Raw genomic sequence first — 23,763 nt, forward strand, 5'->3', positions numbered from 1 at the left:
TTAAAAAAAGGAGGCAGCTTTAATAGGCCAACCCCTTGGTTTTTTATGAGGCACACATTTTTCGGGATAGTGTCTAACTATCCCTTATTTTTTCGTAAAATTGCATAATATTTTTGCAATACTGCTAGCTATATGCAAAACGTATAACCTAAATTTACTGTGTGAACACCATTAAACAAGGGAGGTATTCAGCTTATCTCAGGCCGATATCATATGTAATTGACTTAATTATTATTAATGGATTGGCCATATTTTTCTTTTTTAAGCATATAGACCCTTATTTTTTTGTGATTGTTATTTCATCCTCTTGGGTTGTCCTTTCTGTTGCATCCAATTTTTATGAAGTATATCGCTATACGAGGGAAGTGACCATTTTGTCAATGATCATTAAGCAATTGGTGTTGTTTACCTTGATCATGTTTGCTTTTTCAGGGTATAATTACGAGTTTAATTTGCACCCAAAAGCAATTATATCTTATGTGCTTATTGTGTTTTTGTTAATATCGGTATTTAAATTTACTGTTTATTATCTGCTTCAAAAGTATCGGGCCTCCTTTGGTGGGAATTTTCGAAATACGGTTATCTTCGGAGCCAATAAGAAAACACATGCTTTAGAGAATTTCTTTAACCAGAACCCAGAATATGGTTATAAGCACAAAAAAACTTTTTCATTTAAAGAGAAAAGTGCCAATACATTGGACGATAGTTTCCAATATATTTTGGATGAAGGCATCGATGAAATTTATTGTTCCATTTCAGAATTGAGCAATAGTCAAATTAATGAAGTGGTTGATTTCGCTGACAACAACCTTAAAATCCTTAAGTTTTTACCGGACAACAAAGAGATTTACTCTAAAAAATTAAAATACGAATATTACGATTACATCCCTATTTTATCCTTGAGGAGCATCCCTTTGGAAGAGTCTATAAACATGTTTGTAAAGCGTGGCTTTGATATTCTCTTCTCAAGTTTGGTGATTGTCTTTATCCTTTCTTGGCTAACCCCATTGATAGCCATTTTAATAAAGTTGGAGTCTAAAGGCCCCGTGTTTTTTAAGCAATCAAGGAATGGTTTCAATTATCGTGAGTTTGATTGTTATAAGTTCAGATCGATGATGCCAAATCCCGACGCCCATTTGCATCAAGCGACTAAAGGTGATCAACGTGTAACTAAGGTGGGTAAGTTCATCCGTAAAACGAGTATTGATGAATTGCCGCAATTCTTTAATGTGTTGTTTGGGGACATGTCGGTAGTTGGACCAAGGCCACACATGGTAAGCCATACCAATATGTACGCGAAAAGAATTGACAAATTCATGGTGCGTCATTTTGTTAAGCCTGGGATTACAGGACTAGCCCAAATCAGTGGTTATAGGGGAGAGGTGGAAACTGACAAGGACATTATTGGACGTGTTAAATACGATATCTTCTATATTGAAAACTGGTCAATTTTCCTGGACTTAAAAATCATTTTCAGAACGTTTTTAAACGCTATACAGGGAGAGGAAAAGGCTTATTAAAGTAACTTGCTTAATTGGTTTAATTGTGTGCTAAAATCAAAGGCATTGATTGCTTGTTGTTGGATGCTGATTTTATAGTCAAGTGTAAGGTTGTTCTTTTTTAGAGTTGAAAGGACATTGTTCAATGTTTCGTAGTTGCCTGAGGGCGCAATCCATCCCAAATTATTTTTGCTAATTACAGCTTCTCCTTCACCTCCACCAAAATATAACATGGGGAGTCCTAATCGTGCATATTCGAAGATTTTTGAAGGAACTGAACCATAAATTCTATTGAGAAGCGGAATAATGGTGATATCGTATTTCAATAGTTCTCGATGCAAAAGGCTACGCTCAATTTCCCCATGGAATGTAATGGGTAATTCCGGATGGTTCTTGATAAAATCTACAATAGCTTCCTGTTCGGCACCAGCCCCGTAGATATGTAACTCAATATTGGTGTAATCCAAATTTGCACAAAGTTTATGAATGCCTTGGGCAATGCCCAATAAACCCGCATAGACCATCTTGATTTTTGAATTTTCTTGTAAATTGATAGGTATTTCAGGAGGGATAAAATCAGGGAAGTTTCTATATAGAAAAGTTTTTTTATTCGGATATATAGAGGTAACGTGTGTTAAAATTTCATTGCTCTGTCCCAATACTAAATTGGCATTTCTATAATTAGATCGCTCTATCCATTCCAGTAATCTGTAGCTCCAATTCTTTTTAAATGCTCCAAGTTCCAAGCCAGCAATAGGCCACAAATCACTAACATTTAAAATCAATTGACGTTTTTTGTTCCGAAGAAAAAGCATGCAAGTGAAGGCTACTAATAACGGCGGGGATTGTACAATGACCTTCTTGGGGATCTTGTTCCAAATGAAAAAGCATATCAAACTAAAGCTATAGGAAAGCATGGCAAACAAGCGCAACAGTTTATTCTTGGAATTGCTGGCGTAAATCCACAGTCTGTGGACTGTTATTCCGTTTTCTTTTGAAGTGTGCTTAAAATGCCCTTTATAGCCTTCAAATATTTTGCCTTTGGGGTAGTTTGGGAGTGGCGTGAGTACCGATATACTAAATCCCTTTTTTTGAAGTCCTTCTGCCAAATGAAAAATTCTGTTGGAAGCAGCTCCAGTTTCTGGAGGAAAGTAGTTAGTGATAATTAAAATGTCTTTGCTCAAAGCTGGTAAATATTGATGAGGTGCTCGATGATGCGTTCAGCGGTTTTGCCATCCCATAATTCTGGAATGTTTGTGTCTTTCCACTCACCAGAAAGAAGAGTTTGGAAGGCGGTTTCAATTTTTTCAGGATCTTTTCCGGCTAAAACATTGGTGCCAAGTTCACAGGTTTCGGGGCGTTCGGTATTTTCTCGCAAGGTTATACAAGGCACATTCATTACGGTTGTTTCTTCAGTAATGCCCCCTGAATCGGTTAAAATAGACAAGGCGTGTTTCACCAAAAAATTAAATTCCAAATATCCCAAGGGTTCCACAAAGTGAAGGTTGGGAGCGTTTATGTGCATGGCTTCCAAAACCTGTTTTGTTCGTGGGTGTACTGGAAAAATGATAGGGTAATCTTTTCCCAAATTTGTAATAAGAGATAGCATTTCTCTTAGTTGTGCCTGTTCGTCGACATTGCTCGGTCTGTGAAGGGTTAAAACCAAATACTTTTTAGCTTCAAGATGTAATTGGTCCCATAACTCTGGTTTTTTAAATCGAGCTTCATTTTTTAGAAGCGTATCAATCATCACATTCCCCACAAAAAAAATCTTGTCCTCTGGAACTCCTAATTGCTTTAGGTTGTTATTGGCGTGGTTTGAAGTAGTAAAAAAGTAATCGGTCAAACTATCCGTGACAATACGATTGATTTCTTCTGGCATGGTCATGTCTCCAGAACGAATGCCTGCCTCTACATGGGCCACTTTAATATGTGCTTTTTTGGCCACAATGGTACAGGCCATGGTTGAGGTAACGTCTCCTACAACCAAGACTAAGTCACATGGATGTTTTTTAAGTTCCTTTTCAAAACCAATCATGATGGCGGCGGTTTGCTCTGCTTGGGTGCCACTTTTTACTTCCAAATTACTGTCGGGGAAAGGTATGTTGAGCGATTCAAAAAAAGTGTCGCTCAAATTTTTGTCGTAGTGTTGTCCAGTATGTACCAAACGGTAATGGATGTTTTTTCCTGATTGGTTACTCTTTTGAATAGCCTCAATAATAGGGGCTATTTTCATAAAATTAGGGCGGGCTCCCGCCACTATGGTAATAGTCATGAATGTTGCTTTACTTGTGATGTAAATTGTTTGAGTTTGCCGCTTTTGGAACGTACCAAGCGTTCCTTTCTTTCAAATTCTATATGAAGTCCCTTTTCTAGGTAATTTTCCATTTGCGTTGTGATAGTTTCTGTTTTTTCTGTAGACAATGGGTTGCTACTCACATAAAATATTTTGAACGTATTATGAGTTATCTGCTCTATGACAAATTCCTTAACGTTGCCATCGTCCTCGATAATACTTTTGGTGATATAATAAAAAGTCAAACCAGCAGCGACTTTACCACTAGGCAAAATGGCAAAATCATTGGTTCTTCCTGTCAACTGTTTTAAAATTGGTTTTTGAATGGTGGATTTGGGAGAAAGCGTGCCAATGTCGCCAATATCGTATCTGATAAAGGGATGTGCCTTGTTGTAAAGAGAGGTGATGACGACACGTCCTTCTTCTCCTAAAGGAACATTTTGGTTGTTCTCGTCAAGAATTTCTACAAAAAGGGTTTCGCTATTCACCTGCCATTCTCCTTTTGGATTTTGAAAGGCAATTAAATCCAATTCCGAAGCGCCATATTCGTTTACCCCTGGAACACCAAATTGCGTTTCCAACAAGGTCTTGTCTGAATCAAATAGCATCTCTGAAGTGACTACACAAGCTTTTAATGTTGGACAAACTGATTTTAAAATAATATTTTTCCTTTGAAGGAACTTGGCAAATTGAACAATGGGGCTGGTGTAGCCATTAATGTATTCAAATTTACTTTGCTCAAATTTACTTAGACATTCTTCCAAAGCTTGGTCGCTCATATCGAAAACCGAAAAACGGTAGCGATTTCCAAGATAATCCTTAAATCGTTCTTTGTAGTAATTTTTTTTGTCCAATGGAATACCATAAAACCTAGCCTGTTTCGATGAGTTGAGATCCAATCCATGCCATCCAAACCTATTTTGGATTACCGCCCAAGTTAGGGCATGACAGAATTTGTCCTTGGCAAAAATGAAGGGATCCCCCGAAGATCCAGAGGTCTTGTTCACATAAACGTCTTTTGTGGAAAATCCTTTTGTCAAACGTTTTTCCAAAGGTTGTTGCAGATCTCTTTTAGTCATGATTGGCACTGTGTTCCAATAATTGCCAGAAGCTCTTTTGGCAAATGAGCGATAAAATGGATTGTGCTTTACATGATATTCAAAAACGGCCTGTTTTCTATGGTCCAAATAGGCTTGAAATTCAGGTTCGCTGTACTGTTGAATTTCCCTTAGGACCATGCGAGCCCTTTGAATGGGAAATCCGTTAAGTTGCAGGGAAAGATCAAATAAATTCAAACGAAAGGCGCCTTAGATGTTTTTGTAAAATAATTATTTTTTAAGCGCAAAAGCAATTATTTTTGCGGCAAACAACAAAGATCATGACTATTTTAATTCTCGGTTCAGGCGGGAGAGAACATACCTTTGCCTGGAAAACAGCCCAAAGCCCTTTATGTACAAAACTTTATGTAGCGCCAGGTAACTCTGGAACTGCCGATATTGCAGAAAACGTAAACATTGGTGTAACCGATTTTTCGGCCATTAAGGAATTGGTGGTTTCTAAAGGAATCGAAATGGTAGTTGTTGGTCCGGAAGACCCTTTGGTACAAGGTGTCCATGATTTCTTTTTGAACGATGAACAGCTTAAAAATGTGCCTGTAATTGGTCCTGAAAAAGCGGCAGCAGAATTGGAAGGAAGTAAGGAATTCGCCAAAGAATTTATGATGCGTCACAATATTCCAACGGCGGCTTACCAAAGTTTTGATGCTAGTACTGTTGAGGAAGGTTTCAAGTTTTTGGAATCTTTACAAGCTCCTTATGTGTTGAAAGCTGATGGATTGGCAGCCGGAAAAGGTGTGTTAATTTTAAATGACCTTGAAGAAGCCAAAGCCGAATTGAAAAGTATGTTGGTAGATGCCAAATTTGGAAATGCCAGTGCTAAGGTGGTGATTGAAGAATTTTTGGATGGTATAGAATTGAGCTGTTTTGTTTTGACCGATGGAAAGAATTACAAAATTCTTCCAACTGCAAAAGATTATAAGCGTATTGGAGAAGGGGATACCGGACTTAATACCGGAGGTATGGGAGCCGTGTCGCCAGTGCCGTTTGCTACCGAAGAATTCCTAACCAAGATAGAAGAACGAATTGTTAAGCCTACAGTAGAAGGTCTTCAAAAAGATAACTTGCCTTATAAAGGATTTATCTTTATCGGTTTGATAAAGGTTGGGGATGATCCTAAGGTGATTGAGTACAATGTACGAATGGGAGATCCTGAAACCGAAGTGGTGTTGCCAAGGCTAAAAAATGATGTGGTTGAAATTTTCAATGCCATTGCTAACCAAACCTTGAATGAAATTACCATCGAGATTGATGAACGTGCAGCTACTACTGTAATGTTGGTGTCTGGTGGTTATCCGGAAGGATATGAAAAAGGAAAGGAAATTACTGGTTTAGACCAAGTAGTAGATTCTATTCCATTTCATGCAGGTGCTGACTATAAAGAAGGAAAAGTAGTGACTACAGGAGGGCGTGTGATGGCTATTACCAGCTATGGAAATACGTACAGTGAGGCACTAAAAAAATCTTATCAAAATATAGATAAACTACATTTTGATAAGATGAACTATCGTAAAGATATTGGTTTTGACCTATAGGAAGGAGTGAGAGCTGATGCTCTTATCTTCTTCGTTGTTGTCGTTAAAGGATTTCAATTGTTTCATCCAGTAACCAAAAGCAACAAAACCAATAAGGATAAAAATCCAGGACATTGTGTTGGCTGCGAACCAGTTATCCAATTCTAGAGCTCTTAAGGCATCTAATGGCTTGAAAAGCACATTAACGAATAAATCCTGAATTGCGTAAAAAAAGTCTTTCATGTGGTATAGTTTAAAACTCGAGAGAGCTTAAAAGATTATCAATATATTTACGGGACAAAATTACATTTTTTTCATTTTAATTTTAAAAAATCCGAAAAGAATGTTGGAAAGGTCAATCTAATACTCATTAACCGAAAAGGAAACACGAACATTATTGATGGTATCCAGTTTTTTTAGCAAAGCAAAACCCATACATTTTGTGGTGGTAAGTACGGCCCTGTGTATTGCCTTTGTGATGACAAAACTGTTCATGGTTCATGAGCCTTTTGGGGTATGGGATGTGCTTAAACAAGTCCTTATTTTCGGGGTGTGCCTGTTCTCTATTTTTATATTCGATTTTTTGTCGGGTAAAAACGATCTGACCAAAAAGAACAGTTTTAAAATCCTTTTTTTTACGCTGTTCTTCATGATGTTGCCCGAAACTTTTTTGAATTCAAAAATCCTTTTGGCGAATTTGTTTATCCTCTTGGCTATGAGACGGATTATAAGTTTGCGTTCCAAAAAGGATGTGAAAAAGAAACTATTTGATGGGGCTTTTTGGATTAGTCTGGCCACACTGCTGTATTTCTGGTCCTCTCTTTTTTACATTTTGATTTTTGCTGCCTTGTTTTTGTACTCCATAGCAGACCTAAGGGATTGGATCATACCCTTGGTTGCTGTTATTACGGTAGCTATGATTACGGCAAGTGTATTGGTGCTTTTTAACACCGATTTGCTCTCTTACATCGCAGATATGGACATGTCCATAAGCTTTGATTTTTCAAGTTTGAATTCAAAGCACATTATTGTGGCAGCTACCATGATGTTGTCCTGCTTTGTGTGGGGCTCGGTGTATTACCTTAAAAATATTGCCACAAAGGCTAAAAGTTACAAGTCGGCTTATGTGTTGGTTTTTATTGCCACCATTATTGCGTTGACAATTTTGGTAATCGCACCAAAGAAAACAGGAGCTGAGTTTATTTTCTTATTTGCACCACTGTCCATTATCCTTTCCAACTATATGGATGTAGTAACCGAAAAATGGTTTAAGGAAGTGTTTATCTGGGTCTTAATATTGACCCCAGTAGTAGGTTTAATTCTGTAATTTCTGTCCAAAAGCCAAATCCCCGGCATCGCCTAATCCTGGGACTATATACCCGTGACTGTTTAATTGATCATCAATGGCAGCGATCCATAAATGTGTGTTTTCAGAAAAATGTCTTGAGACATAGTGGACTCCTTCTTTGGCGCCAATAACACTTACCAGGTGCACTTCTTTTGGAGTGCCGAAAGGTTTTAGGGCTTCATAAGTGGCTACCATGGATTGTCCTGTGGCCAACATTGGGTCGGCCAAAATTAAGGTTTTGTTGTTCAGATCTGGACAGGCTAAATATTCCACAATAATTTCAAAGCTTTCAGGATTTGCTTTATGATGTCTATAGGCTGAAATAAAGGCGTTTTCGGCCTTATCAAAATAGTTTAGAAGCCCATTGTGTAAAGGAACTCCTGCGCGAAGGACGGAACATAAAACAATGTCGTTACTCAAAAGGTTGTTTTTGGAATTACCTAATGGGGTTGTAATAGTTTTTGGTTCATAGTTTAGGATTTTGCTCAATTCATAACCCAAAATTTCTCCAGTACGTTCAATATTGCGTCTAAAGCGCATAGGATCTTTTTGGATGTCTACATTTCTCATTTCGGCAATAAAGCTGTTCAAAATGGAATTCTCTTTTGAAAAATCGTGGATTTGCATAGGGTGTTTTCTAAGGTGTTTCTTGATTCGATACTGTCGTATAAAAATAAGGGTTTTGTGCCAAAATTGCTACTTCCAGTTTTTTGGAGGGGACGCGGTTTTCTTTGAGGTTTTTTTAACAGATTTTGGTTAATTAAGTGTGTAAAATTGCGTTAATTTGCACCTCATTTAAAATTAATCTAAATAAGAATAAGAATTTTTGATATGAAACATCTGCTGTATCTCATGTCGATTGTTTTTGTGTTGTTGTCAACAAATACTTGGGCTCAAATTTCCGAGACAGCAAACTTATCTGGTCAGGTGACTGCTGATGATGGAGAGCCTCTTGTAGGTGTGAGTGTGGTTGTGTTGCAGACCGGGATTGGTACTTATACGGATGTGGACGGATTCTATAAGTTAACCAATATCCCTGCGGGGACATACAGTGTTCAGTTTAGTTATGTTGGTTTTACAACACAGAGCATAATTGTCGAGTTGCAACCTGGTGAGGAGTTGAAAAAAGCGATTGTATTAACGGAAGATGTGACACAAATCGATGAGGTTACAGTTAAGGGCTTATCTAAAGTTCAAAAAGTAAAACAAGAGCCTTATAGCGTTAAAGCAATTTCAGCGGAAACCTATTATAACCTTTCAACTGATGTTCAGAGTATTTTGGGCCGTGTAGAAGGGGTGAATATCCGCGAGGAAGGTGGTTTAGGATCGGATTCCCAATTTTCGTTGTTCGGTTTTTCTGGAAATCAAATAAAATTTTTTATCGATGGGATTCCTATGGATAATTATGGTTCGTCCTTAGGTTTAAATACTATTCCTGTGACTTCCATTGAAAGAATAGAAGTGTATAATGGCGTTGTTCCGGTGTATTTGGGGACAGATGCTTTGGGTGGTGCAGTAAACATAATCACCAAACAGAACAGTAATTTCTTAGATGCATCCTATACTTTTGGTTCGTTTAACACCCATCGTGCCGCCGTAAACGGAGCCTATACCAATAGTGAAACCGGATTTACAGTACGTGGAAATTTCAACTTTAATTATTCCGATAATGATTATGAGGTTTTAGCAGATATAACCGACGTCAATGGTAATATAGAAGATACACGCTGGGTGAAGCGTTTTCATGATACTTATAAATCGGGAACGGCTAAAGTAGAAGTTGGAGTGGTAGATAAAAGCTATGCCGACCAGTTGTTAATTGGGATTACAGCAGCCAAAGATGAGAACGATGTGCAAACTGGCGCAACCATGGAAACCGTATACGGAGGTATAGAGCAAAATAGTGAGTCGGTAATTTCTACTTTAAAATATAGAAAGTCCGGTTTATTTACGGAGCATTTGGATGCTAGCTTTTATGCAGCCTATAATGCTACTCGAATACATAATTTAGACACCTTAACGGGCGTGCGTTACAATTGGTTGGGCACTCCTATTAATACTGGGAGCACAGAAGGTGAGCAGGGAGATAGAAACGATGAGACTTTAACCGATAACGAATTCAATACCCAGTTAAATCTTGGGTATCAAATAAGCGAATCTCATACGGTAGCTTTTAACCATGCGCTTCAGTATTTCCATCGTGAAATAGATGATGTTTTAAATCCCGATAAACCAGAAAATCAGTTTCCAAAGTCTTATTATAAAAATAACCTGGGGGTTTCTTATACTTTTAGTCCAAACAAAAAATGGAATGCTACCCTGTTTGGAAAAGGCTATTTTTTAAATGTTGAAACCAGTAAACAATATGATTTTGGTACTCCTAACGTAAGAATAGATTCTTATAAAAATTCGAAAAATGCTTTTGGATATGGTTTGGCAACCACTTATTTCCTATTGGAAAACCTTCAGTTAAAAGCATCTTATGAGCACACTTACAGAATGCCTGCTCCAGAAGAAATATTTGGGGACAACCTGTTTGTAACGGCCAATCCAGAGTTGGGGCCTGAGCAAAGTGACAATTTTAATTTTAATGCGAAATGGGATTTTGAGCCTGCAGAAAACCACAATGTACAGTTGGAAGGTAGTTTTATTTATAGAAATGCTTCCGATTTAATTTATCAGAGAGTTACAGTAGCGAATCCGCAAACCAGTTATGCAAATTTAGCGGAGGTGAGAACCCTTGGTTATGCCGGAACGCTTAATTATAAATTTAAAGATTGGTTGCGATTGGGAGGAAATATTACCTATCAGGATATCACGGATCAGGCGGATTTTGTCTATAACGATTATGCTGGCCAGCAAACTAATTTCCAGAAAGGCTTCCGAATTCCTAACACGCCTTATTTGTTTGGTAATGTAAATTCTGGTGTTGATTTTAAGGATGTTGTAGTAAAGCAATCGCATTTAAGTGTCAATTATTTTTTCAACTACATCAACGAATACTTTTTAAGTTGGGCGGAATATGGATCGGAGGATTCCAAGAAAATTATTCCTGAGCAGTCTTCACATGACTTGGCCGTTAGCTATAGCCTCAAAGATGGCAAATACAATTTCACTTTAGAATGTAAAAACCTAACAGATCAGATGCTGTTTGACCAATATAAATTACAAAAACCGGGGCGGGCTTTCTATTTAAAATTCAGATACGCTTTATAAACACAGAACAATAATTAAATACTTTATACTATGAAAATATCAAGAAAAATTTCAGCATGGAGTTTAGGACTTATGGCAGCGGTGTCTATGATGTCTTGTAGCTCGGACGATGATAGTAACGATTCTGGTAGTTCGGTAACCGAAAAACCATTCGCCTTATCATTAGCCATACAGGGAAGTGAAGGTGGTTTTACCTATTATACTGTGCCTTTTGAAGATGTTATGGAAGGAACGCTTTCGGCTTCAGGTCAAGGTATAGAGCAGCCAGGATATTACGATTTTACTAAAGTAGACAATACCATTTATAGTATTGGAGGATTGGATAATACCGATGTGTCTGCCATCACTCAAAATGCCGATCAAACCCTTTCAACAGAAGGGAATGTATCTTTAAATGAAAGTATTTTGGATTTGGTGAAGGCTGACGATGAGACGTTAATTTCTGTGTCTCTACCTTCTACAGTTGGAGGTGTGGTTACCTTCCGTTTGTTTGATGCAAATACCGTAAGTATTACCGGGACTGTAGAATTGCCATCCAGCGATTTACATTCTGCAACAGATGCTGTTCCTGCATATTCAGGGTTACGCGTCGTGGGCAACCATGTATTTTTAAGCTACTATATGAGCAATCCAACAACTTGGGCAACAGAATATACTGATCAAGCACAAGTTGCGATATATTCTTACCCAGAATTGGAATTCATTAAAGTAATTACAGATGACCGTGTTGGACCAATTGGTGGATTTAACATTAAGTCTGGTCTAGAAGTGGACGAAGCTGGAAATATTTATGCTATTTCTCACTCCAATCCTGCAAACGGATATAGTCAATCAACCAAACCTGCTGGAATTTTAAAAATTAATGCAGGAGAAACTGAATTCGATCAGGAGTATTTCTTCGATGTTGAAGCAGCTGCCGATGGTCATAATATTTCCCATTTAAAATATATTGGAAACGGAAAGGCTTTTGTAGAAGTAAATACAGCAGCTAGAAGCGAGCAGGGGACTTGGTCTGATAGTCCGTTACGTTCGGCTGTTGTGGATTTAAATAACTTCACAGTAAATTATATAGACGGTGTACCAGTACATAATGGTGACGGTCGTCGTTTGGCAGCACTGTATAACAATGGTTATGTGTATTTATGCATTCCTGAAGATGGTAGCATCCATGTGTACAGAATGGATACAACCAACTTTACATCTACCAAAGGTGCTCAGATTCAGGCTAATTTCGTAGCAGGATTCTTCAAATTTTAATTTATAAAATATACCGGCTTTCGTACCTATTGTGCAAAGCCGGTTCCTTTTTTAGAGGCTAATGAGTAAAAAGCGTAAAAACCCGAGTAAATTAAGGCAGTTAAATAACTGGCTTCATTTGTGGCTGGGATTAATTTCCGGTATTGTGGTGTTTATTGTGAGTGTTACTGGATGTTTTTATGCCTTTCAGCAGGAAATTAAAGACAGCATGGAGCCTTGGCGTTTTGTGGAAATTCAGAATAAGCCTTATGTGCCCCCAAGTCAGTTGTTGGATACCGCTAAGGTGTATATGCCAAATGGTAAACCAACAGGTTTAACTTATGCCGATGCAAATGGTGCAGCGGCCGTGGGTTATGAATCAGAGGTAGATGGCAAGCATGCATTCTCGGTTGTTTTTATGAACCCTTATACCGGTGAGTTTTTAAAGAAACAGCAACCGCTGGGCAGTGACGAATTTGACTTCTTTCACTTTATTATAGATGGTCATAGAGCACTTTGGTTACCATACGAAATTGGGCGTCCTATCGTTGGGGTGTCTACTTTGGTATTTTTGTTGTTGCTTATAACCGGATTGGTGATGTGGTGGCCCAAAAACTGGAAGAAAAGCAATCGGGATAAAAGTTTTAAGATAAAATGGAAAGCCAAATTTAAACGACTTAATTACGATTTACATAATGTTTTAGGTTTTTATACATTGTTGTTTGCATTGGTTTTAGGGATTACGGGATTGGTTTGGAGCTTTCAATGGTTTGACCAAGTTGTGTATTTTGTTGCTTCAGGAGGTGAAATAAAAGAGATGGGGCATCACCATCCACATTCCAATTTAGAAAATAAATCCTTGGTTTGGAATGATAGCTTGTCACCTTTGGATAAGGCCTGGTATAAAACCCTTGAAATTGACAAGCAGGTAAAGGGGATGTACATGACGCCAATTTTGGAAGATGAAGACGATCCTATAGAAATTACGGTATATCATAAGGCGGGATCTTGGTACGACCATAACGAATATTTTTACGACAGGTACAGTTTAGAGCCTCTAGGGCGGGAGGGAAGTAAATTTTCTGAAGCGTCTTTTGCAGATCAGTTATCCATGATGAATTACGACATCCATATTGGTTCTGTTTTTGGTTTGGCGGGAAAAGTATTTGCATTCCTCATCAGTTTAATTTGTGCCAGTTTACCAGTAACCGGATTTTTGGTTTGGTGGCATAAAAAGAAGAAGGCACCCAAAAAAATATAGTACAAACAAAAGGCTCTTGATTATTTGCAAGAGCCTTTTGTTTTTGTTTAAGCGTGTTTACTAATTGAACAAAGGTTGGTTGAAAACAATGCAATGCTCTTATGTAGGAATTTCTGCAGCATGTTTGGAATCGAGTTCTCTTAAAATTGCGTAACTTTGTGCCCTAAATTTAAGATCATGTTTACAAGCAAAGCCAATAAAATTTTTCAAGAAGTAATTGAAAAATATCACGTTATAAATACAGTTGATCAACCTTTTAGCAATCCTTACGCTCAGGAAACGAACTTGATTGAACATTTGCTATACAGAAAATGTTGGATTGATACGGTTCAGTGGCACTATGAGGATATTATCCGTGATCCACAAATTGATCCGGTGGCAGCTTTGACCTTGAAGCGTCAAATTGATGCTTCCAATCAGGACAGAACGGATATGGTAGAATACATCGATAGCTATTTTTTAGAGCAATACAAGGATGTAACACCTAAAGCAGATGCGACTATCAATACCGAAAGCCCAGCTTGGGGAGTTGACCGTCTGTCTATTTTGGCTCTTAAGATTTACCATATGAACGAGGAGGCCACCAGAACAGATGCTACAGAAGCGCATAGAGAGGCTTGCCAAAAGAAATTGGACATTTTGTTGGAGCAACGTGTAGACCTTTCTACGGCCATTGATACTTTATTGGAAGATATATCCAATGGCGATAAGTACATGAAAGTATACAAGCAAATGAAGATGTACAATGATGATGAACTGAATCCTGTGTTGCGTTCGCAAAAATAGCAGTTCATTACATTTCGTTTGTATCCGTTGATGAAGTCTAGAAAAGCACCCAAACATATTTTAGTTATCCGTCTTTCGGCAATGGGAGATGTGGCAATGACCGTTCCTGTGTTAAGAGCCTTTGTGCAGCAATATCCCGATGTAAAACTTACCGTGCTTACACGCGGTTTTTTTGCGCCCTTTTTTAGGGATATTGAAAATGTTCAGGTCTTTCCTGTGGATGTTAAAGGCAGACACAAGGGAGTTTTTGGGCTGTTTAGATTGTCTAGGGAATTAAAGCAATTGGGCATCGACGCCGTTGCTGATTTGCACAATGTCCTTCGTTCCAAAATCCTGAGATTTTTTCTCTTGGGAATATCAACAGAGCAATTGGATAAAGGACGTTCTGAAAAGAAGGCATTGGTAAACGGCGATATATTTCAGCAATTAAAAACCACCCATGAACGCTATGCCGATGTGTTTCGAAATATGGGATTCCCATTAGAGCTTTCCAATCCTAACTTTCCGGAAAGAACACCTTTAAATCCTAAGGTTTTGGAACTCTTGGGTACAGACACCCAAAAATGGATTGGGATTGCACCTTTTGCTGCCCACAAAGGAAAAATGTATCCTTTGAATTTGATGGAAGCGGTGATTCAATCCTTGTCTAAAGATTACAAGATTGTGTTGTTTGGTGGCGGTGCTTCGGAGATAGAGCAATTACAGCGTATTCAGAATGCTCATAAAAATGTGCTAAGTATTGCTGGAAAACTTACGTTGGAAGAGGAGTTGGATGTGGTTTCCAATTTGGATGCAATGGTTTCTATGGACTCTGGGAATGGGCATATGGCAGCTATGTTGGGAGTGAAAACAATTACTATTTGGGGAGTCACGCATCCTTATGCTGGGTTTGCGCCTTTCAACCAACCTGAAGATTATCTGTTGTTGGCAGATCGAACTAAATTTCCTTTAATCCCAACTTCCATCTACGGGAACAAATATCCAGAAGGTTATGAAGAGGCGGCCGGAAGTATTTCGCCTCAAGAAGTGATATATAAAATAAAAGCGGTTACTCAGTAACCGCTTTTATTTTTGTTTTAAACATCGTCGTAATCGACTGTTATGGTAGGTGTGGTTGGTTGTGCCTGACAGGTCAATATCAAGCCTTCAGCAACCTCGCTATCGGTTAAAATATTGTTTTGACGCATAGTGGCTTCACCTTCCGTGATACGGGCCAAACAGCTACTGCAAATTCCTCCTTGACAGGAATAAGGGGCGTCGACATCTTCATCTAAAGCGGCTTCCAAAATGGTTTGTTTTTGAGACATTTCAAAAGTGGATTCTTCCTCATCCACAATAATGGTGATTTGTGTTTTTCCACTGGCAACTGTTGTATCCACAATTTCTGTAGGTTTTGCCGCTTTGAAAAGTTCAAAGTGGATTCTATCAGCATCAATGTCATGGTCGGTAAGTACATCTTTTACGGTGTGGATCATGCCTTCTGGTCCACATAAATAATAAGCATCTACTTCTACGTGTTTGTATTTGTTTTTCATCACGTAGTTTACGGTGCTCTTTTCAATACGTCCAAAAATGGCATCGTCCTCATCGGCTTGACTGAATACAAACTGAAGTGACAAGCGCTTGCTGTATTGGTGTTGCAGTTCTAATAGTTCTTCAAGGAACATAGTGTCCTTTGTGGTCTTGTTACCATAAACCAAAATGATTTCACTATGGATTTCCTCTTCCAAAGCACATTTTACAATGCTCAAGATTGGAGTAATCCCACTTCCTGCAGCAAATAAGGCAATGTTTTTGGTCTTTTTGTCATTCGGTTCGAATACAAAACGTCCCTTTGGAGGCGCAACGTCCAAGAGATCTCCTGCTTTTAGTTCCTTGTTAGCGTAAGAAGAAAACGTACCGTCTTCCACCTCTTTAACAGCTACTTTAAGCTCGCCACTTTTTGGAGACGAACAGATGGAATAGTCACGTCGTATTTCATTTCCGTCAATGGTGGTTTTTAAGGTGATGTATTGTCCTGCTTTAAAGGTGTATTCGGCTTTTAGTTCTTCTGGAACAATAAAACTGATGGCTACAGAAGCATCCGTGATGCGTTGAACCTCTTTTATGGTGAGTTTATGAAATTGAGACATGAAATTTGTTTTTTACAAAAATAGTGAAGCCGCTACACTTTAAAATGTAATTCAATAAAAAATATATACCTATAAAACTTATGCATAAGAAATTTATGTATATATTTGAAATATTATGAGCAATTCAAAATTATATAAAGGGAGTTTGACCACCATCATTTTAAAATTGTTGAGTGAAAATGATAAGATGTATGGTTACGAAATTACCCAAAAGGTAAAGGAGCTAACTAACGGAGAGCTTAAAATTACCGAAGGAGCTTTGTATCCATCGCTTCATAAGTTGGAAGCGGATGGTTTGTTGGATGTTGAAGTAGCAAAAGTGGACAACCGTATGCGAAAGTACTATAAGCTTACGGAGTCTGGCACCAAGGAAACAGCCAATAAATTATCGGAATTGGAAAGCTACATTAAAACCATGCAGGCTTTGGTGAATCCTAAATTTAGTTTGGAGTAATGGAAGTGCTATCTAAAGAAGAGATTCAGTTTATAGGTGCCTATCTTAAAAACTCCGGTGTGCGCTTTGCAGATATCCGTATGGAAATGGTAGACCATGTGGCTTCTGAGATAGAGGTAAGAATGACCGAAGCCAGAAGTGATTTTTACGATACTTTTAAATGGTATATGGCTGAAAACAAATTGAGTCTGTTAAAACAGAACAGAAATTATTTGATCGAATCGGAGAAAAAACTGTTCAAGCAAATGTTGAGGAATCTGTATTCCTTGCAAGGCTCATTGCTTGTAATTTTGGTTTTGGGGCTGGTAGGGATTCTTTTTGAATTTATGAGTTCTAAGTATGTTCTAATGTTTCCTGTAGCAATTTGCATATTGGCGATGACAGTTTATTTCGGTTTAACTAGAAAGACGCGTCTTCGATTCTCATCGTTGGAACGCATAGGTTTTTACTTAATATTTTTACCTCAGTATATTGGTATCGCGCTCAATCATTTTGTTGACGGGCCTTTGGGGGGGTATTCTTATATATTCGTTGTACTAAGTGTTTTGATTCCAGTTTTATTACTTCAATTAGGGTTTCAGAACTTCCAGTTTTACAAAAACAAATACCAGGCAATTTCATGAAACCGACCTTATCAATAGAAGAAATACAATTTATAGACACCTATTTAAAGAATTCTGATGTGCGTTTTGCTGACATCCGGATGGAAATGGTGGACCATGTGGCTTCAGAGATAGAGGTAAGAATGTCTGAAGAAGGGATTGATTTTTACAACGCTTTTAAATGGTATATGGCCGAAAACAAAAAGAGCTTGATAAAGGAGAGTAGGCGATATTACCGAAGCGCTGATAAAAAATTATTGAAGCAACTTGCGAAAAATATTTGTTCTTGGCAAGGGGTGTTGGTTGTTTTGGGGAGTTACTTTTTAGTTAAAATAATGTGGGTGTTCAGTGGTTCAAATTATCTAAGACATTTTCCCATTTTCTTGACAGTGTCTTTGCCATTATTGTATTTGATAGATTATAAGGTTTATAAACGTCGCTATTCTTATTTGGAAAGAATTGGTTTATATATCGTAATTTACTATCAAATTGCAAATCCATTTTTTCTTTCTTTTTCTAGGTGTTTAGCTTGTGAAGGTGATATGGCAATATTTAAGATTTCCCTGGGAGTTGCGGTTCCTTTCTTGTTGCTTCAATTGGGCTTCCAGAATTATCAGTTTTATAAAAAGAAATACGAAACAATTTCATGAAACCAATCATTACAGAAGATAGAATCCAAGAGCTTTACGCTTTCACGCGGAAGCACTTTGTTGAACACTACGACATACAGACGGAGTTGGTAGATCATTTGGCCAATGGCATTGAGGCGCAGTGGGAGGAACATCCCCAAAGAACATTTGAAGATGCTTTGCATATAGAGTTTAAGAAGTTTGGAGTCTTTGGTTTTCAGGATGTGGTGGAACAACGAACCAATGCCTTGACAAAATATTATTGGAAGGAAGTGTGGCAGCTGTTCAAACAGTATTTTAGGTTGCCAAAAATCATCATTACGGTTGCTTTGGTTTTAATGGTTCAAATGTTGTTGAAGTTTTCTCCCTATAGTGGAACTATTTTTTATGGCTTCGTTTGTTTATTGTTTTTGTTGCCTGTGTTTAAAATATGGCGATTTGGATCACGTGTTAAAAAACGTAGAAAATCCAAGGAAAAACACTACTTGTTTGAGGATATTATCTTGAGCCTTGGAACAGGAGGTTTTGTATTGCAAATACCATTACAGTTTTTGCTTCATTTTCATAATCGTACTGAACTAAATTTTGATAATCCATGGGTACTTTGGATTGGCTCTTCCTTTGTTGTGTTTTATGGTTTTGTAATGTATTTGGTAGTGTTTTATATTCCAAAGCATATGGAAGAAAATATGAAAAAAATGTACCCGGAATATACTCTGGTGTAACATTTTAGGTATATTGGTTACTAATGAGTCGCTAACCCAAACAAAAGATGCTAAAACACTTTGTCTCCCTAGAAATTAAATCCTTTTTCAGATCGGCGAGTTTTGGAAAAGGAATGGTCCTTAAAATATTCATGGTGTTTTTGGCATTGTGGATGATAGTTGGGCTTTTAGTTACAGGCTTGGCACTGTATCCAGGTCTAAAACAGGTGTTTCCAGATCAGGATCCATTTGTAATCGTGAACAATTTTGTATTTTATTGGTTTTTGATGGATCTGTTCATTCGGTTCTTTTTTCAAAAGTTGCCTGTAATGTCTGTTAAGCCTTTATTGTTGTTGCCTGTTAAGCGACGTCAAGTAGTCAACTATGTGTTGGGGAAATCGGCGTTGTCGTTTTTCAATTTTCTGCATTTGTTTATTGTGGTGCCTTTTGGGTTTATGTTGGTGAGAAGTGGGCATGACTTGGGTTCGGTAATTGTTTGGGGCTTTGCTCTATTGCTTTTGACCCTTATTGTCAATTTTTTAAACTTTATCATTGAAAGCCTTTCCTCTGAAACGGAATTGTCCTATCTCCCAATATTGGTGCTGGTAGGAGGCTTGTTTGCTCTTAATTATTTCGACATTGTTTCTATAAGCGGACTCATTGCTTCATTTTTAACGGTGGTGGGTTCTAACCCTCTTTGGTCGGTAGTGCCGTTGTTGATTTTAGCTTTGCTTTATGCTTATAATTTCAAGTTGCTCAAAGCACAGTTGTATTTAGATAATTCTTTAAAAACCAAAGTGCAGCAGGTGGAGGCTTCAACAATGGCTTGGACCCGGCATTTTGGAGATACCGCGCCCTTCATTCAAATGGATTTAAAATTGATATGGAGGAATAAACGTCCTCGGTCCTCGGTATTCATTTTGGTAATTGGTTTAGTATATGGCTTGTTTTTTTACCCGAATCCTGACTATGCCAATATGCCTTGGTTTTATGCTTTTATCGGGATTTTCGTTACGGGAATCTTTCTTATCAATTTTGGACAGTTCATCCCTGCTTGGGACAGTGGTTATTACAAAATGTTGATGGCTCAAAATATTAAATACGAACAATATTTACGGTCTAAATATGTCTTGATGACAGCCAGTGTAATTGTGCTGTTTGTATTGAGTATTCCTTATGTGTATTTTGGCTGGAAGATTCTGTTGGCGCATTTTGCGGCAGCTGTTTATAATATTGGAATTAATACCCATGTCATGTTGTTTGGGGGCTCCTTCAACCGAAAGAAAATAGATTTAAACCAACGGGCGGCATTCAATTATCAGGGAACAGGTGCAGTTCAGTGGATTATTGGTATCCCTCTAATGCTATTGCCCTTGGCAATTTTTGGCTTGGTGTATGCTGTGGCAAATTTTGAAATAGCCTGTGCGGTATTAATTGTGTTGGGCTTAACTGGGATTGTGTTCCACCAGAAATTAATGAGCCTGATTACAGAAAAATATTTAGAGTCGAAGTATAAAATGATTGACGCCTTTAGTCAAGACAGTTAATATAAAGGATTATGATTCAAACATCGCAACTTACAAAACGTTACGGCGACAAAACCGTATTGAATATTGATAGTCTGAATATTTCCAAAGGCCAGAGTTTTGGTTTGGTAGGAAATAATGGGGCAGGTAAAACCACCTATTTTAGTCTGTTGTTGGATTTAATTCAGCCAACGACTGGTTATATCAAGAATAATAATATTCGCGTAAGTCAAAGTGAGGAGTGGAAGCCTTTTACGTCTGCCTTTATTGATGAAAGTTTCTTGATTGGGTATTTAACGCCGGAAGAGTATTTCTATTTCATTGGTGAATTGAGAGGTCAAAACAAAGCAGATGTGGATACTTTTGTGAAGCAGTTTGTTGATTTTTTCCATGACGAAATTTTAAATCAGAAGAAGTATTTAAGAGACTTAAGTAAAGGAAACCAAAAGAAAGTGGGGATTGTGGCTGCTTTAATTGGCGATCCTAAAGTGGTGATTTTGGATGAGCCCTTTGCCAATTTAGATCCTACCACGCAGATCAGGTTAAAGGCTATTGTAAAAGACCTTGCCGAAACCAAAGATGTCACAGTGCTAATTTCCAGTCATGACCTAATACACGTCACCGATGTGTGCGAACGTATTGTGGTGCTGGAAAAGGGAGAAGTGATCAAGGACATGGCTACCAACACAGCAACCCTTAAGGAATTGGAAGGATATTTTGCAGGTTCGGCGACCTTGTAGGGAAAGTTTGGACTTTCCGTAGTTGAGGTCAGATTTCATCTAAAGAGACTTCAATAATTCAAAAAGATGCTTATTTTTACAGCCAACACATAATATGCAGGCTAGATTCCTGTTATGTTATGAAGCAAATGTCGGCAAGGTTGAAAACAACTTCTAAAATCATAATAGCGTTACTAGGTGTTTCGGTAATTGCAACCTCATGTTCCCGTAAGAAGGATAAGTTCATGAACCGAAACTTTCATGCAATGGGTACCAAATACAATATTCTCTATAATGGGGAGATTGCTTTGGAACAGGGGCGTGATGCTATCAATGATGCCTATACCGATGATTATTGGAATTTACTTCCCGTAGAACGCATGGAAGTGTTTGAAGAGGTGATCATGCCTGGGGATTCCAAAAATCCAAGTTTTGAAAGAGCTGAAGAAAAAGCTATCAAGGCCATTCAAAAACACGGGATGAACATTCGGGGAAAAGAATACAACCCTCAAATTGATGAAGCGTATTTGTTGCTTGGTCAGTCACGTTATTACGACCAACGTTTTATTCCAGCGTTGGAAGCCTTCAACTATATTCTTTACAAACATGCCGCTAGTGACAAAATCAATACAGCCAAAGTTTGGAGAGAAAAGACCAATATTAGGTTGGAAAATAATGAGTTGGCCATTAAAAATCTGAAGCGCCTTTTAGAGCAAACCGAATTGGAAGATCAGGATCTGGCAGATGCTACGTCCAGTTTGGCTCAGGCTTACATCAATACAAAATCGCCAGACAGCGCCATAACCCAACTGCAAATCGCGGCTGCGGTTACCAAAAAGAATACGGAAAAGGCGCGTTATAACTATATCATTGGGCAGCTATACAATTCGCTAGGTGAAGTGGATAGTGCCAATATGGCTTTCGATAAGATTATCGATATGCACCGCAAAATTCCACGACCTTATTATATCAATGCACATCTTGAGAAGATCAAGAATTCAAATGTAACGGATTCTTTGAAAGTGGTTGAGTTTGAAGAGTATTTGGCCGACTTGGAAAAGAATCGTGAAAACCGTCCGTTTTTGGATAAAATCTATTACCGAATTGGAGAATATCACAGAGGGAAAGGTGAAGATAGTATGGCGATTGCCAATTACAACAAATCCTTACGAACCAATACGCCGGATAAACAATTAAGAGCTTTCGATTATTCCATTTTGGGGGATATGAACTTTGATATGGCGTTGTATAAAAATGCAGGGGCCTATTATGATAGTACCTTGATCAATTTGGAGCCAAGAACAAAACCGTATCGTACCATCAAACGGAAGCGTGATAACTTGGATGATGTGATTCTTTATGAAGATATTGCCCAAACAAATGATAGTATTCTTAGCTTGGTAAATATGAGCGAAGCCGAACGCTTGGCAGTGTTCAGTGCTTATATAGAAGATTTGAAAAAGGCTGAAGAGGAGCGTGCCAAGCAAGAGGAAATTGCCAATCGCGTAAATGCAGGTTTGGTAACCACCAATAACCCTAATAATCCAGCGTCAAGGAATTCTTTGATGCCTCCAGGGGGTAATGCCAACGGACAAAAGCAAACTTTCTATTTTTACAACCCTACAACGGTGTCCTACGGGAAAAATGAGTTTTCAAAAATATGGGGAGACCGAATGTTGCAGGACAATTGGAGGTTGTCTTCCAATAAAGTGGCTAAGGTAGGTGCTGCTGCCGATGTAGCTCTAGCTGAAGGCGCAAGCGAATCAGAGCTTTACGATCCAGAATTCTATCTATCTAAAATACCAACAGACCAAAAGGTGATTGATAGTTTGATCAAGGAGCGAAACTTTGCGTATTACCAGTTGGGAATTATTTACAAGGAGAAATTTGATGAAAACGAATTGGCTAAAAATAAGTTGGAAAGTTTGTTGCAAAGCAATCCGGAGGAGCGTTTGATATTACCGTCCAAATACAATTTGTATAAAATTTATTTAGCCTTGGAAATGAACCTGGAAGCTGAGGCTATGAAAAACGACATTGTGGCCAATCATCCAGATTCTCGTTATGCCGAGATATTGCTGAATCCAAAATCTGAATTGGCGGGTGATGAAAATAGTCCGGAGAATCTTTATAAGAAGACTTACAAGGAATTTGAAGAAGAGAATTATTTGGAGACCATAGCCCTTTGTGACGAATACATTCGGGAGCTGGAAGGTGATGCTATGGTGCCAAAGTTTGAGATTTTAAAGGCTTCGGCCAAGGGAAGGCTCTATGGTTTTGAAGCTTATAAAGAAGGAGTGAATTATACAGCGCTTACCTATCCAAATTCTGATGAAGGAAAACGCGCCCAGGAATTGATGGAAAAGGTGATTCCTGTTTTGGCCAATAAGCAGTTTGTGCCAAATGAGTCTGCAACTAATTTCAATTTAATCTATTCTTTTGAAACTAGTGAGCAAGCGGATATGGAGGAATTCGCCAAAAAATTGGAAGAAGCCATTGAAAAAGTGAATTATCTAAATTTATCTGTTTCAACAGATATTTATACTTTGGATATGAAATTTGTGGTGGTGCATGGTTTGAAGAGTATAGACGGTGCGCTAGGATTGGCGGAGATTTTGGAAGGAAAGAAATACAAATTAAAACGTGAGCATTTCGCAATTTCATCGCCTAATTATGGAATTGTGCAGATGCATAAAAATGTGAACGAATATTTACAATCCCAATAA

Annotated in this window: 21 protein-coding genes; 15 read left to right on the top strand and 6 right to left on the bottom strand. The window is 38.1% G+C overall.

Annotated elements, in window-relative coordinates:
- Positions 1-161 precede the first annotated feature (161 nt).
- Positions 162-1,520, top strand: a complete 1,359-nt coding sequence (locus AC6I5C_RS02650) for an undecaprenyl-phosphate glucose phosphotransferase (protein WP_497903819.1) — start codon at positions 162-164, stop codon at positions 1,518-1,520.
- Here the strand turns inward: AC6I5C_RS02650 and AC6I5C_RS02655 are convergent.
- From AC6I5C_RS02655 to AC6I5C_RS02665, 3 genes are read right to left on the bottom strand one after another with little or no spacing between them, the layout of a single operon-like run.
- A complete protein-coding gene (locus tag AC6I5C_RS02655; protein WP_497903820.1) occupies positions 1,517-2,683 on the bottom strand; it encodes a glycosyltransferase family 4 protein in 1,167 nt (388 codons plus the stop codon). The genes AC6I5C_RS02650 and AC6I5C_RS02655 overlap by 4 nt on opposite strands.
- Complete coding sequence (wecB, locus tag AC6I5C_RS02660; RefSeq protein ID WP_497903821.1) at positions 2,680-3,774, bottom strand: non-hydrolyzing UDP-N-acetylglucosamine 2-epimerase; 1,095 nt, start codon at positions 3,772-3,774, stop codon at positions 2,680-2,682. Before wecB ends, AC6I5C_RS02655 begins: the two co-directional genes overlap by 4 nt.
- Positions 3,771-5,090 (bottom strand): phenylacetate--CoA ligase family protein, encoded by a 1,320-nt coding sequence (locus AC6I5C_RS02665; RefSeq protein ID WP_497903822.1) that lies wholly within the window; start codon positions 5,088-5,090, stop codon positions 3,771-3,773. The genes wecB and AC6I5C_RS02665 overlap by 4 nt, the downstream gene beginning before the upstream one ends.
- 83 nt (positions 5,091-5,173) lie before the next feature.
- Here AC6I5C_RS02665 and purD point away from each other — a divergent pair, with 83 nt between their 5' ends.
- Positions 5,174-6,445, top strand: a complete 1,272-nt coding sequence (gene purD / locus AC6I5C_RS02670) for a phosphoribosylamine--glycine ligase (protein ID WP_497903823.1) — start codon at positions 5,174-5,176, stop codon at positions 6,443-6,445.
- On the opposite strand, the gene AC6I5C_RS02675 is transcribed toward purD, so the two are convergent.
- Complete coding sequence (locus AC6I5C_RS02675) at positions 6,440-6,667, bottom strand: DUF6341 family protein (protein ID WP_053976499.1); 228 nt, start codon at positions 6,665-6,667, stop codon at positions 6,440-6,442. The genes purD and AC6I5C_RS02675 overlap by 6 nt on opposite strands.
- 157 nt (positions 6,668-6,824) lie before the next feature.
- Here AC6I5C_RS02675 and AC6I5C_RS02680 point away from each other — a divergent pair, with 157 nt between their 5' ends.
- Positions 6,825-7,751, top strand: a complete 927-nt coding sequence (locus tag AC6I5C_RS02680) for a DUF6427 family protein (RefSeq protein ID WP_497903824.1) — start codon at positions 6,825-6,827, stop codon at positions 7,749-7,751.
- Here the strand turns inward: AC6I5C_RS02680 and upp are convergent.
- The gene (gene upp, locus AC6I5C_RS02685) at positions 7,740-8,399 is read right to left on the bottom strand and encodes a uracil phosphoribosyltransferase (RefSeq protein WP_497903825.1); all 660 of its coding nucleotides are present in this window, start codon (positions 8,397-8,399) and stop codon (positions 7,740-7,742) included. The genes AC6I5C_RS02680 and upp overlap by 12 nt on opposite strands.
- Before the next feature lie 204 nt (positions 8,400-8,603).
- Between upp and AC6I5C_RS02690 the strand changes: the two genes are divergently transcribed.
- From AC6I5C_RS02690 to AC6I5C_RS02710, 5 genes are all read left to right on the top strand, one after another.
- Positions 8,604-10,988, top strand: a complete 2,385-nt coding sequence (locus AC6I5C_RS02690) for a TonB-dependent receptor (protein ID WP_497903826.1) — start codon at positions 8,604-8,606, stop codon at positions 10,986-10,988.
- A 30-nt stretch (positions 10,989-11,018) separates the two neighbouring features.
- Complete coding sequence (locus AC6I5C_RS02695) at positions 11,019-12,245, top strand: DUF4374 domain-containing protein (protein ID WP_497903827.1); 1,227 nt, start codon at positions 11,019-11,021, stop codon at positions 12,243-12,245.
- A 61-nt stretch (positions 12,246-12,306) separates the two neighbouring features.
- The gene (locus tag AC6I5C_RS02700; protein WP_497903828.1) at positions 12,307-13,485 is read left to right on the top strand and encodes a PepSY-associated TM helix domain-containing protein; all 1,179 of its coding nucleotides are present in this window, start codon (positions 12,307-12,309) and stop codon (positions 13,483-13,485) included.
- Between the two features lie 177 nt (positions 13,486-13,662).
- Positions 13,663-14,271 (top strand): DUF4254 domain-containing protein, encoded by a 609-nt coding sequence (locus AC6I5C_RS02705; protein ID WP_497903829.1) that lies wholly within the window; start codon positions 13,663-13,665, stop codon positions 14,269-14,271.
- Between the two features lie 30 nt (positions 14,272-14,301).
- The gene (locus AC6I5C_RS02710) at positions 14,302-15,330 is read left to right on the top strand and encodes a glycosyltransferase family 9 protein (RefSeq protein WP_497903830.1); all 1,029 of its coding nucleotides are present in this window, start codon (positions 14,302-14,304) and stop codon (positions 15,328-15,330) included.
- Positions 15,331-15,347: 17 nt separating this feature from the next.
- On the opposite strand, the gene AC6I5C_RS02715 is transcribed toward AC6I5C_RS02710, so the two are convergent.
- On the bottom strand, positions 15,348-16,403 hold the full coding sequence (locus tag AC6I5C_RS02715) for a 2Fe-2S iron-sulfur cluster-binding protein (protein WP_497903831.1): 1,056 nt from the start codon (positions 16,401-16,403) through the stop codon (positions 15,348-15,350).
- Positions 16,404-16,518: 115 nt separating this feature from the next.
- On the opposite strand from AC6I5C_RS02715, the gene AC6I5C_RS02720 reads away from it, so the two are divergent.
- The 7 genes from AC6I5C_RS02720 to porW all read left to right on the top strand — a co-directional run bounded on the left by AC6I5C_RS02720 (position 16,519) and on the right by porW (position 23,763).
- Positions 16,519-16,857: a PadR family transcriptional regulator gene (locus AC6I5C_RS02720; protein ID WP_497903832.1), complete on the top strand. Its 339-nt coding sequence runs from the start codon at positions 16,519-16,521 to the stop codon at positions 16,855-16,857.
- Complete coding sequence (locus AC6I5C_RS02725; protein ID WP_497903833.1) at positions 16,857-17,480, top strand: hypothetical protein; 624 nt, start codon at positions 16,857-16,859, stop codon at positions 17,478-17,480. The genes AC6I5C_RS02720 and AC6I5C_RS02725 overlap by 1 nt, the downstream gene beginning before the upstream one ends.
- The gene (locus tag AC6I5C_RS02730; protein ID WP_497903834.1) at positions 17,477-18,109 is read left to right on the top strand and encodes a hypothetical protein; all 633 of its coding nucleotides are present in this window, start codon (positions 17,477-17,479) and stop codon (positions 18,107-18,109) included. Before AC6I5C_RS02725 ends, AC6I5C_RS02730 begins: the two co-directional genes overlap by 4 nt.
- Entirely contained in the window at positions 18,106-18,813 is a 708-nt protein-coding gene (locus AC6I5C_RS02735) for a hypothetical protein (protein WP_497903835.1), read from the top strand. The genes AC6I5C_RS02730 and AC6I5C_RS02735 overlap by 4 nt, the downstream gene beginning before the upstream one ends.
- Before the next feature lie 47 nt (positions 18,814-18,860).
- The gene (locus tag AC6I5C_RS02740; protein WP_497903836.1) at positions 18,861-20,339 is read left to right on the top strand and encodes a DUF5687 family protein; all 1,479 of its coding nucleotides are present in this window, start codon (positions 18,861-18,863) and stop codon (positions 20,337-20,339) included.
- A gap of 11 nt (positions 20,340-20,350) precedes the next feature.
- Positions 20,351-21,058 carry an ABC transporter ATP-binding protein gene (locus tag AC6I5C_RS02745; protein WP_497903837.1) on the top strand — a complete coding sequence of 236 codons (708 nt, stop codon included), beginning with the start codon at positions 20,351-20,353 and terminating at the stop codon, positions 21,056-21,058.
- Positions 21,059-21,198: 140 nt separating this feature from the next.
- Positions 21,199-23,763 (top strand): type IX secretion system periplasmic lipoprotein PorW/SprE, encoded by a 2,565-nt coding sequence (gene porW, locus AC6I5C_RS02750; RefSeq protein WP_497903959.1) that lies wholly within the window; start codon positions 21,199-21,201, stop codon positions 23,761-23,763.

Source organism: Mangrovimonas sp. sgz306409 (genome assembly GCF_059735265.1).

Bases quoted from the DNA above. Each gene is read 5' to 3' on its own strand.
- wecB (WP_497903821.1), bottom strand. From the start codon at position 3,774: ATGACTATTACCATAGTGGCGGGAGCCCGCCCTAATTTTATGAAAATA.
- purD (WP_497903823.1), top strand. From the start codon at position 5,174: ATGACTATTTTAATTCTCGGTTCAGGCGGGAGAGAACATACCTTTGCC.
- AC6I5C_RS02675 (WP_053976499.1), bottom strand. From the start codon at position 6,667: ATGAAAGACTTTTTTTACGCAATTCAGGATTTATTCGTTAATGTGCTT.
- AC6I5C_RS02680 (WP_497903824.1), top strand. From the start codon at position 6,825: ATGGTATCCAGTTTTTTTAGCAAAGCAAAACCCATACATTTTGTGGTG.
- upp (WP_497903825.1), bottom strand. From the start codon at position 8,399: ATGCAAATCCACGATTTTTCAAAAGAGAATTCCATTTTGAACAGCTTT.
- AC6I5C_RS02690 (WP_497903826.1), top strand. From the start codon at position 8,604: ATGAAACATCTGCTGTATCTCATGTCGATTGTTTTTGTGTTGTTGTCA.
- AC6I5C_RS02695 (WP_497903827.1), top strand. From the start codon at position 11,019: ATGAAAATATCAAGAAAAATTTCAGCATGGAGTTTAGGACTTATGGCA.
- AC6I5C_RS02700 (WP_497903828.1), top strand. From the start codon at position 12,307: ATGAGTAAAAAGCGTAAAAACCCGAGTAAATTAAGGCAGTTAAATAAC.
- AC6I5C_RS02705 (WP_497903829.1), top strand. From the start codon at position 13,663: ATGTTTACAAGCAAAGCCAATAAAATTTTTCAAGAAGTAATTGAAAAA.
- AC6I5C_RS02710 (WP_497903830.1), top strand. From the start codon at position 14,302: ATGAAGTCTAGAAAAGCACCCAAACATATTTTAGTTATCCGTCTTTCG.
- AC6I5C_RS02715 (WP_497903831.1), bottom strand. From the start codon at position 16,403: ATGTCTCAATTTCATAAACTCACCATAAAAGAGGTTCAACGCATCACG.
- AC6I5C_RS02720 (WP_497903832.1), top strand. From the start codon at position 16,519: ATGAGCAATTCAAAATTATATAAAGGGAGTTTGACCACCATCATTTTA.
- AC6I5C_RS02725 (WP_497903833.1), top strand. From the start codon at position 16,857: ATGGAAGTGCTATCTAAAGAAGAGATTCAGTTTATAGGTGCCTATCTT.
- AC6I5C_RS02730 (WP_497903834.1), top strand. From the start codon at position 17,477: ATGAAACCGACCTTATCAATAGAAGAAATACAATTTATAGACACCTAT.
- AC6I5C_RS02735 (WP_497903835.1), top strand. From the start codon at position 18,106: ATGAAACCAATCATTACAGAAGATAGAATCCAAGAGCTTTACGCTTTC.
- AC6I5C_RS02740 (WP_497903836.1), top strand. From the start codon at position 18,861: ATGCTAAAACACTTTGTCTCCCTAGAAATTAAATCCTTTTTCAGATCG.
- AC6I5C_RS02745 (WP_497903837.1), top strand. From the start codon at position 20,351: ATGATTCAAACATCGCAACTTACAAAACGTTACGGCGACAAAACCGTA.